The sequence below is a fragment of the Bacteroides sp. AF25-38AC genome (assembly GCF_003602995.1).
Classification (GTDB): domain Bacteria; phylum Bacteroidota; class Bacteroidia; order Bacteroidales; family Bacteroidaceae; genus Bacteroides; species Bacteroides uniformis.
On the sequence record NZ_QTMD01000002.1, the window covers coordinates 253,208 to 267,384 of the forward strand.

General features: G+C 49.1%; 8 protein-coding genes. 5 read left to right on the top strand and 3 right to left on the bottom strand.

What is annotated here, in order from left to right:
* Nucleotides 1-7: 7 nt before the first annotated feature.
* Nucleotides 8-550, bottom strand: coding sequence for a beta-class carbonic anhydrase (locus DWY55_RS02615; RefSeq protein ID WP_005834976.1), 543 nt, complete (start codon nucleotides 548-550; stop codon nucleotides 8-10).
* 121 nt (nucleotides 551-671) lie between these two features.
* Between DWY55_RS02615 and radA the strand changes: the two genes are divergently transcribed.
* The 5 genes from radA (at nucleotide 672) to DWY55_RS02640 (ending at nucleotide 11,191) form a co-directional block, all read left to right on the top strand.
* Nucleotides 672-2,039: a DNA repair protein RadA gene (radA, locus tag DWY55_RS02620; RefSeq protein WP_044467715.1), complete on the top strand. Its 1,368-nt coding sequence runs from the start codon at nucleotides 672-674 to the stop codon at nucleotides 2,037-2,039.
* 5 nt (nucleotides 2,040-2,044) lie between these two features.
* Entirely contained in the window at nucleotides 2,045-3,667 is a 1,623-nt protein-coding gene (locus tag DWY55_RS02625) for an NAD(P)/FAD-dependent oxidoreductase (RefSeq protein ID WP_005828513.1), read from the top strand.
* Between the two features lie 106 nt (nucleotides 3,668-3,773).
* Entirely contained in the window at nucleotides 3,774-7,769 is a 3,996-nt protein-coding gene (locus DWY55_RS02630; RefSeq protein ID WP_120178006.1) for a two-component regulator propeller domain-containing protein, read from the top strand.
* An 89-nt stretch (nucleotides 7,770-7,858) separates the two neighbouring features.
* Nucleotides 7,859-8,470, top strand: a complete 612-nt coding sequence (locus DWY55_RS02635) for a helix-turn-helix transcriptional regulator (RefSeq protein ID WP_005828517.1) — start codon at nucleotides 7,859-7,861, stop codon at nucleotides 8,468-8,470.
* Between the two features lie 264 nt (nucleotides 8,471-8,734).
* The gene (locus DWY55_RS02640) at nucleotides 8,735-11,191 is read left to right on the top strand and encodes a TonB-dependent receptor (RefSeq protein ID WP_117878727.1); all 2,457 of its coding nucleotides are present in this window, start codon (nucleotides 8,735-8,737) and stop codon (nucleotides 11,189-11,191) included.
* 5 nt (nucleotides 11,192-11,196) lie between these two features.
* Here the strand turns inward: DWY55_RS02640 and DWY55_RS02645 are convergent, their stop codons facing one another.
* Together DWY55_RS02645 and DWY55_RS02650 are read right to left on the bottom strand one after the other, a co-directional pair.
* On the bottom strand, nucleotides 11,197-12,252 hold the full coding sequence (locus DWY55_RS02645; RefSeq protein WP_005828525.1) for a hypothetical protein: 1,056 nt from the start codon (nucleotides 12,250-12,252) through the stop codon (nucleotides 11,197-11,199).
* A gap of 41 nt (nucleotides 12,253-12,293) precedes the next feature.
* Entirely contained in the window at nucleotides 12,294-14,159 is a 1,866-nt protein-coding gene (locus DWY55_RS02650) for a peptidase U32 family protein (RefSeq protein ID WP_120178007.1), read from the bottom strand.
* Nucleotides 14,160-14,177: the final 18 nt, after the last annotated feature.

Genomic DNA, 14,177 nt, shown 5'->3' on the forward strand with positions numbered 1-14,177 from the left:
ACAACTATCACTGCACCGGGGTCAATTCTCCCGTCACAGAATCTATTATGAAACCGCTGACATTGATATCATTCGGTATCAGCGGATGATTGATAATAGCTTCCACCGTACCCTTTACCGATTTCTCCGTATCTTCGAATCCATACAGCCAAGACTCGAAATCCACTCCGCAGAAACGAATCATATCAATCGTCTCCTGCTTGATGCCCCGGGCCTTCATATGCTCTATCATCTGGGCGCTGCTCATGTGGCACGCACCGCAATCGGAGTGGGCAATAACCATCACTTCCGTCACGCCCAACTCGTAAATGGCCACCATCAGGCTACGAATGACACTACCGAACGGATGTGAAATGATTCCACCCGCATTCTTTATCATCTTCACATCGCCGTTCTTGATGCCCAAGGCTGCCGGCAGTAAAGCGGTCAAACGGGTATCCATACAAGAGAGGATGGCAATCTTCTTATCCGGGTATTTATTCGTGATGTATTTCTCATACCCCTTCTCGGCTACAAAACGCTTGTTGTATGCAAGAATATCTTCTATCATGGCTTTTATAACATGTTATTGTTTTCTACTCACAAAAATAAAAAAACTCTATGGGAGTCTGCAAGCCCTGCATCGAAAAATTGTACCTTTGGGCAATCATTTTAGAAGAGAATGCACAACTATGGCTAAAGAGAAGACGGTTTATGTATGCAGCAACTGCGGACAAGACTCTCCCAAATGGGTAGGCAAGTGTCCGTCGTGCGGAATGTGGAACACGTATGTGGAAGAGGTGGTACGGAAAGAAGTGGTGAACAAGCGTCCCGTATCGGGCATAGAGACCGCCAAAGCCAAACCCATAACCCTCCATGAAATTGTAGCCGATGACGAACCGCGCATCGACCTCCATGATGCCGAACTGAACCGGGTACTAGGTGGTGGCCTTGTACAAGGATCTCTTGTTTTGATTGGCGGCGAACCGGGCATCGGGAAATCCACCCTGGTGCTACAAACCGTACTCCGCATACCGGAAAAACGCATCCTCTACGTCTCCGGCGAAGAAAGTACCCGCCAATTGAAACTGCGTGCCGACCGCTTGACAAGTGCTTCCAGTGATTGCCTCATCGTATGCGAAACTTCCCTGGAACAGATTTACGTCCATATCAAGAACATCCGCCCGGACATCGTCATCATCGACTCCATACAGACGATTTCTACCGAAACCCTTGAATCGTCGCCGGGAAGCATCGCCCAAGTACGGGAATGTTCCGCCTCCATCCTGCGCTTTGCCAAGGAAACGCATACGGCGGTTATCCTCATCGGGCATATTAATAAGGAAGGAAGCATAGCCGGCCCCAAGGTACTGGAACATATCGTGGATACCGTACTCCAGTTCGAGGGCGACCAGCACTACATGTACCGCATCCTGCGTAGCATCAAGAACCGCTTCGGAAGCACTGCCGAACTGGGTATTTACGAAATGCGGCAAGATGGATTACGGCAGGTGAGCAACCCATCCGAACTACTGCTGAGCCAGGACCATGAAGGTATGAGCGGCATAGCCATCGCCTCCGCGATAGAAGGCATCAGACCGTTCCTCATCGAGACGCAGGCATTGGTCAGCAGTGCCGTATATGGTAACCCACAACGCTCTGCCACAGGGTTCGACATCCGCCGCATGAATATGCTGCTGGCCGTATTGGAAAAACGTGTAGGCTTCAAACTGGCACAGAAAGATGTATTTCTCAATATTGCCGGCGGATTGAAAGTGAACGACCCGGCAATAGACCTTGCCGTCATCAGCGCCATCCTCTCCAGCAACATGGACACGGCCATAGAGCCAGAGGTGTGCATGGCAGGAGAAATAGGTCTGTCGGGAGAGATACGCCCGGTAAACCGCATTGAGCAGCGCATCGGAGAAGCAGAGAAACTTGGCTTCAAGCGTTTTATACTTCCCAAGTATAATATGCAGGGACTCAATACCCAAAAGATAAAAATAGAATTAATACCGGTACGGAAGGTAGAAGAGGCATTCCGTGCCTTATTCGGATAATCGTTATGATACAAGAATACCAACTACGCGTATTGCCCGAAGTAGCGGCAAACGAGCAACGCCTGAAAGAGTACTTAATACACGAAAAAGGACTGAATGCACGGGAGATAACCGCAGCGCGTATCTTGAAGCGCAGTATCGATGCCCGCCAACGGACAATCTATATCAACCTCAACGTACGGGCATATCTGAACGAAATGCCGAAAGAGGACGAATATCAACATACCTTATATAATAATGTAGAAGGAAAGCCCCAAGTAGTAGTGGTAGGCGCCGGTCCCGGAGGACTCTTCGCCGCCCTGCGACTGATAGAGCTCGGTCTGCGCCCCGTCATTGTGGAGCGTGGAAAGGACGTACGGGAACGCAAGAAAGACTTGGCGCAAATCAGCCGCCAGCAACTCGTCAACCCGGAGTCCAATTACAGCTTCGGAGAGGGAGGTGCCGGAGCCTACTCGGATGGCAAGCTGTACACACGCAGCAAAAAGCGCGGCAATGTAGACAAGATTCTGAATGTCTTCTGTCAACATGGAGCCTCCACTTCCATACTGGTAGATGCACATCCGCACATAGGTACGGACAAACTGCCGCGTGTTATTGAAAACATGCGGAACACTATCATCCAGTGCGGTGGCGAAGTCCACTTTGAAACACGCATGGACGCCCTACTCATAGAGAAGGATGAAATCAAAGGCATTGAAACAAATACCGGCAAGACTTTCCTTGGCCCGGTGATACTTGCCACCGGTCACTCTGCCCGGGACGTATACCGCTGGCTTGCCGCCAACAATGTAGAGATTGAAGCTAAAGGCATTGCCGTAGGCGTACGACTGGAACACCCCGCCACCTTGATAGACCAAATACAATATCACAACCGGAACGGACGGGGAAAATATCTGCCTGCCGCCGAATATAGCTTTGTAAACCAGGTGGACGGACGAGGAGTATATAGCTTTTGCATGTGTCCCGGCGGCTTCGTTGTGCCCGCCGCCAGCGGTCCCGAGCAGATTGTAGTCAACGGGATGAGTCCCAGCAACCGCGGTTCCCGTTGGAGCAATTCGGGAATGGTGGTAGAGCTACGCCCGGAAGACTTGGAGCAATTTACTATTGACAATTTACAATTTACAATTGCTATGCAGCACGACAGCGCAGCCAATTGTCAATTGTCAACTGCCAATTCTCCATTGAGTATGATGCATTTTCAAGAGTATCTAGAGTACCTCTGCTGGCAACAAGGCAATATGAAGCAGACAGCACCGGCACAGAGAATGGTGGACTTCACCAAGAAGAAACTAAGCTACGACCTGCCGGAAACCTCATACGCACCAGGCTTGGTATCCTCACCTCTCCACTTCTGGATGCCCTCTTTCATTGCAGAACGCCTGAGCAAAGGTTTCCAGCTATTCGGGAAATACAGCCGGGGGTTATTGACGAACGAGGCGACAATGATTGGAGTGGAAACCCGCACATCGGCACCGGTACGCATAACAAGAGACAAGGAAACACTGCAACATGTACGTATAAAAGGATTGTTCCCTTGCGGAGAAGGCGCCGGATATGCCGGAGGCATCGTTTCTGCCGGGATTGACGGCGAACGGTGTGCAGAAGCTGCAAAGGCATTCCTTGGTTAAGCTGCAATATTGACATTTAAATTTTGAAATCTCACTTTTTCTCGTTTAATTTGTAAACTATTATCACACGCATGTTGTTATATTGTATTTATAGATAAATATTTATATGAGATTCATCATAAACATTGTATGCTTTCTATTCCTTTTACCCCTCATTGCCACGGCGCAAACTTATAAATACATAGGAGTAGAAAACGGATTGAGTAACCGCAGAATCTTCGACATTCAAAAGGATTCGATAGGTTACATGTGGTTCCTCACCAACGAAGGCATAGACCGGTACAATGGAAAAGACATCAAACATTATAAATTAATAGGAGAAAACAAAGAATCGAGTTCCCCCATCCATCTCGGCTGGTTGTATTTTGAAGAGAAGGGGAAGTTATGGGTCATAGGTAAAGCCGGCCGCATTTTTCAATACAACCAAGAACACGATGTGTTCAATAAAGTATATAAACTGCCCAAGACACCGGTCAATATCAGCTACGGCTATATGGACCACAATCATAGGATTTGGCTGTGCAGCAGATACAGTATCGCTCTTTACGACACACAAACCGGAGAGACCCATCAAATGCCCAATGAACTGAAAAGTAGCATTACAAGTATCGAACAAGTGGACAACGACCACTTCTTCATGGCCACCAACAAGGGAGTGCGATACGTCAAACTCGAAAACGAAGCATTGCAGATTGTCCCTCTTGAACCTCTTGACAAAATCCAGGCACAAATCAGTGCACTCCATTTCCATCAAGAATCACAAAGACTTTTCATCGGTACTTTTGAAAAAGGAGTTTTTGCCTACGACATACGGCAACAACGGATTATACACTCCAATACGGATTTGAGCGATGTAAACATTGCCCGAATCAGACCTCTGAACCGGACAGAGCTATTGATAGCGACAGAAGGTATGGGCATACACAAAATCAATGTGAACTCGTGCATCTCGGAACCGTACATCACCTCCAGCTACAAAAGTTACAATGAGATGAACAGCAATAACATCAATGACATTTATATTGATGAAGAAAAGCGGATATGGATAGCCAACTACCCGGAAGGGATTACCATTATAGACAACCGGTACAAAAACTATAACTGGATAAAGCATTCCATCGGAAACAGACAATCGCTGGTCAACGATCAGGTACACTCTGTCATTGAAGACAGTGACGGAGACCTATGGTTCGGAACAAGCAACGGAATCAGCCTTTATCAATCGAAAACCGGGCAGTGGCATTCATTCCTGAGCTCCTTCGACCATCAACTGAAAAACAAGAATCACATCTTCATTACGCTATGCGAGGTATCACCCGGCATTATTTGGGCAGGAGGATATACTTCGGGAGTATACAAAATAAATAAAAGGACACTCTCGGTAGAATATTTCTCCCCTTACCTGCTCAATCCGGACAACATTCGTCCTGACAAGTATATCCGCGACATTGTAAAAGACTCCAAAGGATATATCTGGTCCGGAGGGTTCTATAATCTGAAGTGCTTCGATTTGTCCCTGAATTCCGTCCGTCTGTATCCCGGAATAAATTCCGTCACCGCCATTACAGAAAAGGACGACGGACACATGTGGATTGGGACAAGTGCCGGACTGTATCTGCTGGACAAAGAGTCGGGTAGATTCCAATATGTCGCCTTGCAGGAAGAGACGACCTACATCAACACACTTTACCAAGCGGAAGACCTCTCTTTATATATAGGAACAAACGGCTCCGGAGTGGTTGTCTACAACGCAAAGGACAATACGTTCAAGCATTATCACAAGGACAATTGTGCCTTGATTTCAAACAACATCTACACCATACTCCCCGAGTCGGACGGGCATATCCTGATGAGTACCGAAAACGGAATCAGCAGTTTCCACCCTACGGAGAAGACATTCCACAACTGGACCAAAGAGCAAGGGCTGATGTCCTCCTGCTTCAGTGCCTCTTCCGGAACGCTACGCAAGAACAAGGGTTTTGTCTTTGGCAGCACAGACGGAGCCATCGAGTTCCCCGAAGGAACCCGTTTGCCCAAGTACATCTACTCTCCTATGATACTCAGCGATTTTCAGATACTCTATCAGACTGTCTTTCCCGGCAGTCCGAATTCCCCCTTGAAGGAAAACATCAACCAGACAGACCGGTTAAAGCTGAAATATAACCAGAACACTTTTTCCCTCAGCATTTCATCCATCAATTATGACGCGCCGGACAATGTCGCTTTCTACTGGAAGCTGGAAGGCTTTTACGATGACTGGAACCGCCTGGGTGAAGAAGGGCATCTCCGCTTCACCAACCTTGCCTCGGGCGATTACAAACTTTACATACGGGCGGTATCCAAGGAAGAGCCGTATCTATACTTTGAAGAGCGAAGCATCGACATCAGCATTGCGCGCCCCGTCTGGTTCAGTTTTTGGGCCATAGCCTGCTATGTCCTGCTGACAGTACTGATGTCCGTTGTCGGTTTCCGTGTCATGGCACTGAGAAAACAGAAAAAGATATCCGATGAGAAAACCCGTTTCTTTGTCAATACCGCGCATGATATCCGCACGCCATTGACACTGATAAAGGCACCTCTGGAAGAAATGCTTGAAAACAAGACACTGAACGAAGCCGAGACCAACAATATGCACATGGCACTGAGAAATGTCAACTCCCTCCTGCGCATGACTACCAATCTGATAAACTTTGAACGGGCAGAAGTATATTCCCCTCATCTGTACATAGCAGAATATGAATTGAATACTTACATCAAGGAGATATACAACAATTTCCAGACCTATGCCACCATAAAACATATCACTTTCAGATACGAAAGCAATTTCAGCTACATGAATGTATGGTTCGACAAAGAGAAGATGGACTCTATCCTGGAAAATGTCATATCCAATGCTCTGAAGTATACTCCCCAAAATGGCGATATACTCATTTCTGTTTATGACATGAAAAGCTCCTGGAGGCTGGAAGTCAAGGACAATGGAATAGGAATTCCCGCCAAAGAACAAAGAAAACTGTTCAAGATGCACTTCCGTGGAACAAATGCCATCAACTCCAAGATAACGGGAAGCGGCATCGGCCTGATGCTGGTACGGAAGCTGGTAAGCCTGCACAACGGAAAAATCTATATCGAGAGCACTGAACATCAAGGGACTACTGTCAGAATCACCCTTCCCAAAGAGAAAGAACAGTTCAAGAGCTTCACGTTGTCCGTCAAGGATAAGAAGAGCATCCACGAACCGGATGTCCCCACCGCTCCCTTGAAACTAGCCGGGGAACTCCGTACTGAAGAAGACAATGACAAACTGCAGCGCATCCTGATTGTGGAAGACAATGACGAGCTGCGCAGCTACCTCTTTCAGTCCTTCTCCCCGATTTACAATGTACAAGTATGCAACAACGGCAAGGAAGCGCTGACCATTGTAAAACAATTCTGGCCGGAACTGATTCTTTCCGACATCATGATGCCGGAAATGCGAGGCGACGAATTATGCATCGCCATCAAGAACGATATTGAAACATCCCACATCCCGGTAGTACTGCTGACGGCACTAGGAGATGAAAAGAACATTCTCGAAGGACTCCATATCGGTGCGGACGAATATATTGTAAAACCTTTCAGCATAAACATACTGAAAGCCAGCATTGCCAACCTGCTTGCCAACCGCGCATTGCTGCGCAAGAGATATGCGGATTTGGAAATCAATACAGAAGAAGAGCCCTCCACAACTACCACTTGCTCCAACAGTCTCGACTGGAAATTCATGTCGAATGTAAAGAGACATATCGAGGAGAACATGGATAATCCCGATTTCACAGTAGACGTATTGTGCTCGCTCCTGAACATGAGCCGTACCAGCTTCTACAGTAAACTGAAAGCGCTGACCGGCCAGGCACCGGCAGATTTCGTACGGAATATCCGTTTGAAACATGCTGCTGAGCTGTTGAAAGAAGGGAAATATTCCGTGACTGAAGTAGCAGAAAGAACCGGTTTCTGCGATGGGAAATACTTCCGGGAAGTCTTTAAGAAATATTTCAATGTCAGCCCCAGCCAATATGCGAAAGGAGACACTCCCCGTTCCCCAAAAGGAGAGGGAGAATAGTTCTGCATAGGAGAATTTTTCATTTTGCAGCCCCGCACAGACAAACCCTAAAAAATAATCCGTATTTTTGCAGAAACAAAAAAACGAGAATGACTCCTGAAATAGCAATCGTCGACTCCAACACCCTCTCCTGTCTGGGACTGCAGAACTTGCTGGAGGAAATCATCCCGACAGCCATCATCCGCTCTTTCCGTTCCTTTGGCGAACTGATGGATGATACGCCTGACATGTATGTGCATTATTTCATCTCTTCACAGATTTACTTCGAGCATACCGCTTTCTTTCTGGAGCGCAAGCCCAAAACCATTGTGCTGGTCAATGGTGAAACCGTCCCCCAACTGTCGGGCATGCCGACGCTAAACATCTATCAGGACGAACAAAATCTGGCAAAAAACATTCTGCAGCTGCGCCAATACGGAAACCAATACAGACAAAACCACGGAAAGCCGGCACCCGCCAGACACTCGGATATGGCAATAAATACAGCCGCCGGGCACGACCTTTCCGCCCGCGAAATAGAAGTGCTGGTGCTGATTACCAAAGGTCTCATCAACAAGGAGATTGCCGACAAACTGAACATCAGCCTGACCACCGTCATCTCACACCGCAAGAATATCACCGAGAAGCTGGGTATCAAGTCCGTGTCCGGGCTGACTATCTATGCCGTGATGCACGGATATGTGGAAGCGGACAGAATATAATCCTACAACCGGATACATCAGAAGCGAAGTCTTTTCAGAAAAACTTCGCCCCAATTAGTGTGCTAATGTGCTAACATCTAATCGTTCCTCCGTGGGGTAAAAATCGTTCCACCATGGTGGAACGATTTTTACCCCACGGAGGAACGATATTTTTCGCATGATGGAACGATTTAAGATTAGCACTCCAGGAACGAAATCCTAATAAATGAGGATTGTCCCTTCCGCAAGAATCCCTTTACTTTGCAGGCGCTAAAAAAACAGTTTATGAATAGATATAGAATTTTGACCGGTATCTTCTGCCTCCTGGCAACCGGCAACGTACTTGCCGAAGAGGCAGACACCTTGAAAGTGGTGGATGTAGAGGAAATAACCGTCATTGCCGCCCCCAAAGAAAACCGGAAACTGCGCGAGCAGCCCGCCGCCGTCACCCTGCTTTCGCAGCAGGACATGCAGAACGCACAGGTGAACTCCATCAAGAATCTGACATCCGTAGTGCCCAATATGTTTATCCCCGACTACGGCTCGCGACTGACTTCGGCAGTCTATATCCGCGGCATCGGCTCGCGCATCAACACTCCCTCCGTAGGACTTTATGTAGACAATATACCTTATATAGACAAGTCAGCCTTCGACTTCAGCTATGCCGACGTAGAGCGCATCGACGTGCTACGCGGTCCGCAGGGCACGCTCTACGGGCGCAATGCCATGGGTGGATTGATTAAGGTGCACACCAAATCGCCCTTCTCCTACCAGGGGACGGACTTCCGCATGGGGGCAGGTACGTACAATGCCTATAATACCTCGCTGACCCACTATCACCGCCTTTCGGAACGGTTCGCCTTTTCCACCGGAGGTTTTTACGATTATCAAGGAGGATTCTTCCGCAACACGGTGAGGGACGAGAAAGCGGACAAGGGGCAATCGGCAGGTGGACGCATCCGCGCCATCTACCTCCCCTCGGACAACTGGAAGGTGGACCTAAACATCAACTACGAATACAGCGACCAGGGTGGCTACCCGTATTTCTACCAAGGCAGCCTGGCCCCCGAAGCACAGAGCGAGCCGCTGAAGCCCTACATCGGAAAAATCTCCAATAACGCCCGTAGCAACTACTACCGCAACCTGCTGAACACGGGTCTGAACCTGGAATACCAGGCACAGCACTTCACGTTGAGCATGGTCACCGGCTACCAGTTTCTAAAGGACTGCATGGACATAGACCAAGACTTCACCGCCAACGACATCTATACCCTGCAACAGAAACAACGCTCCCACGCACTGAGCGAGGAAATCATCTTGAAGAGTAAAAGCGGCAGCCACTGGCAATGGACCACCGGCGCCTTCGGCTTCTACCAATGGCTGAATACGGAAGCTCCCGTCACTTTCAGGGAAGCCGGAATGGGGATGCTGAACCAGATGTTGGGCAGTGTCATCCCATCGCAAATACAAGTAGAGATGGGACCGTCCATGAGCATGAATATCCTGCCCTCACTGGGCATCAGCAGCCGGACCATGCCCATCGGGGGCAGTTTCGACACTCCGCTGCTGAATGGGGCACTCTTTCATCAATCCACCTTCAGAGATTTATTCGGGCTGAAAGGAGTGTCGTTCACTGCCGGGTTACGCCTGGATTATGAGCGTATGAAGATGGATTACAACTCCGGCACCAGCCTGGACTACAAGGTGGGCATCAAGGGAGAAATGAAGCGGGGCGACGTCGTCATCCGCGAAATAGAGATGATGCCGGAGACGGCGCTGACCGTAGAGTCGCGCTACCAAGGAAACATTGATAAGGATTATCTTCAGCTGTTGCCCAAGTTTGCTTTGCAGTATGACTTTGCGCGAAACAGAGGAAATGTGTATGCAACGGTCAGCAAAGGTTACCGTTCGGGAGGTTACAATGTGCAGATGTTCTCCGACCTGCTGCAATCCAGTTTGAAGAATGACATGATGCGGCAAAGCAAAGAGGCGATTATGCCCAACGTGCCGGATGCCTACAAAGAGCTGGTGGGCAAATACTTCCCCGATGCGGGAGAGAATCCGGATGCAAAATCCGCCACCGTCTACAAGCCCGAACAGACCTGGAACTACGAAATAGGAACACACTTGAATCTGCTGGACGGACGTCTGCATGCCGACGCCGCCATCTTCTGGCTGGAAACCCGCGACCAGCAGATTTCACGCTTCGCCCCAAGCGGACTGGGACGCGAAACGGCAAATGCCGGCAAAAGCCGCAGCCAGGGGGCAGAGGTTGCCTTGACGGCTGCCGTTGCTACGGACTTCACGCTGAATGCAAGTTATGGTTATACCTATGCCACCTTTAAGGATTACATCACCAACGAGAAAGTGAATGGGGAGCTTCAGGAAATCAGCTACAACGGCAAGTACGTACCCTTTGTTCCCAAGCATACCATGAACGTGGGCGGTCAGTACATCTTCCGCATCCGTCCGGGGCACTGGCTGGACCGCATCCAGCTGAACGCCAACTACACCGGTGCCGGACGCATCTACTGGACCGAGAAGAATACCGTGAGTCAAGCCTTCTACGACACGCTGAACGGACGCATCAGTTTCCAGAAAGGACATGGGCAGATTGATTTCTGGGTGCGCAATGCCCTCAACAAGGATTACGCCTCCTTCTACTTCGAGAGTATGGGGAACGGATTTATGCAGAAAGGACGTCCCGTGCAGGCAGGGATAGAGCTGCGATGCAGATTCTAATTTCCTTATTCATTGATAGCTCCGCAATGCGGGCAGACTCCCTTCTCCCTCAGTTTCTGCCCGCATCTGCCGCAACGATAGCGTGAAGCCAGCAGCGAAATGCGAAGCCTTTTGAGGAATACCCATACAAAAGCGGTCAAAAACAAGTATCCGACGTAGATAGATGTAGTCAGGATAAAGAAAAAATAACAGAAGATGCAGCAGGAGGCCAGCCCCAACAGATAGAATACGGCCGCCGCCGGACTTAACTGGCGAAACAAATCGTCGAGTACCGCCAGCAACACCACTATAAACAGCCAGATACCCATCAGAAAAGCAGAAAGCACAAGCGGTACCTTGAACGGCGACAAGGTAGGATTAAAATAGAAGTGTTGCCACGTCTCCGGCGCAAACACTTGTATAGATTCGTAAATAGTGGCACAGAACGCCATCAGCAGACATAGCAACAACGGATAGAGACTGTCTATATCATTAAAGTACACCATCCTCAACTGCTTGCGCCGAAAAGCCCGGAACAGCCAGACTGCCACAAACAAGGCAAAAATAATGATAAAATAAGAGGCATGGGTATCACTGAACAAGTAGATGGCCTGCGAAATGCTGTCTGTAGGAACAAAGGCATGCATCATTTCGGACTCCCGCAACCAACCCTGCACTTCCTGCGAATGGGCAAGCTTCACCCATACACTATCCACACTGTCGGCAGGATGGATGGCGAACTCGGCAACCACCACGCGGTCTCCCCGATAAAGCATATTATAGCAGTCCTTCACGGGCAGACAAGCCAAATTCACAGAATCTGCCAGCACTTCCAGATTGGTATTCCAAGTATAATGCCGCTCAAAAAGATAGGCCAGCGAATCACGCGTCTCCTTAGACAGATGTTCATCTTCAAGATTAGGACGGGAATAATGGCAGGAAACTAAAGCAATGAAGCATGAAAAATAAAGAATGCAGAATAGGAGGGAACGCAGTGAACGCAAAGGATGTTTGTCCCTGCCCGCTTCCCGGTACCGATCATTTGCCAGCCTTTCATTATGTGCCCGTTCCTCACTCCTCATTTTCAAGTCTTTATTAGTAATTCCTCATTCTTCATCCTTCATTAAAGCGGCTCTTCATGAGCAATGACTTTCATCTGGCAATTCTTGCAATCAAAAGACAAGCGGAAACGCTTGCCGTCCGTCCCAACCAAATAATAAGGTTCCCTATAAGGAGAATGTCCTTTCTGATAGGTGGGACACCATCCCATACTGAAACGCAGGCAATGTTTGCAGAACATGAGTACAGCATCCGGAACCGCTTGCGCCTCGTAGGCAGGTGCTATAGACGAAAGTCCATGCTCACGGTAAAAACTCCGGGCAGCACTGTTCATCACATTGCCCAGATAGGTCAGTGAAGTAGCAGGGAAAGCATGGCTTGTCGGTTTCCAGACAGCCAACTCACGACGATAAGTAACACGCCGAGCCACAATCAGCCTATCTATCACCTGCCGACGCCAGTCTGCCACCACGGAAGCAGGAAGAAACCAGTTTTCAGAGAGATTGAGCCTGATACCCGACGCCTCTTCTGATAAATGCCCGGCTACCTCGAAAGGGGTATTCCCCAACTTAGCCAGTTGGCTGCGCAGATTATCCGCCTGTGGCGTGCGTGCCGGTTCTTTCGGATAAGGGAAAGAGAGTGTCACGCGGTTATCATCTTCGTCCGCAGCCGTCAAGCTGAAACCGAAAGAAGTATCTGCCAACTCCCAACAAACACCGATTTTGCGTTCGGAGGATTTACGGGTAAGGATACGTTCAAACTCCTGGTCGAAATTGCGATAAAGCCGTGTACGAGGTTTGATGCGAGGCACTTCCCCTGCCGGATAGAGTTTGTTACCATCCACCCAGTTGATACGGAAACCCTGCAAACGTCCTTGCTCGTCCAAAAAACAGACGCCGTCTCCGTTGTGGAAAGGCTTCACGCCTGCCACCGTAATATATCCACCGCGCTGTTCCTTTAAAGTTCCCATCTCCTCTCCTAAAGATTTGGGCGTATCGAATGAAGTGATTTCCCCTCCCCTGCCTTGTAGGAAGTAATGCGTGAAACCACGGCTGAAGCTCTTGTCAAGCTGCGGTTGGAAGTCGAAATGGCAAGTACCCGAAGAAGCACGGGCATATTCCTTGCGACGGGCAAAAATGGCATCGAGCTTCCTACGGTAAGCCGCCGTCACATTCTTCACATAGGTCACATCCTTCAAGCGGCCTTCTATCTTCAGCGAAGTGGCTCCGGCATCCAGCAGTTCTTCCAACACCTCGCTTTGGTTGAGGTCCTTCAAAGAAAGCAGATGCTTATTACGCACAATGGTCTTGCCATCGGCATCTACCAGACTGAAGGGTAAACGGCAGAATTGCGCACATTCCCCCCGGTTGGCACTCCGTCCGAAACAAGCCTGGCTGACATAGCACTGCCCGCTATAACTGACGCAAAGAGCCCCGTGTACAAAGACTTCGAGCGGCACGTCGGGACACGCCTCATGGATACCGCGTATCTCCTGCAAAGAAAGTTCGCGTGCCAACACCACCTGACGGAAACCGGCATCGGCAAGGAAACGTACTTTCTCCGGCGTACGGTTATCCATCTGCGTACTGCCATGCAACGGAATGGGCGGCAAATTCAACCGCGTAATCCCCATATCCTGTACAATCAGTGCATCCACACCGATGCGGTACAGCTCCCAAATCATCCTCTCCGTCTCTTTCAGCTCTTCTTCTTTCAGAATGGTATTGACCGTCACATAGATACGGGCATTATACAGATGGGCATGCTCCACCAAAGCGGCAATATCCTCCAAAGAGTTGACAGCAGCCGCACGCGCACCGAACTTGGGTGCACCGATGTATACCGCATCTGCCCCATGATTCACAGCTTCTATGCCACACTCCAAATTCTTGGCAGGAGCCAGCAGCTCTATTTTACGTTGCTTTATCATCGTTTAGTTACGAGTAAC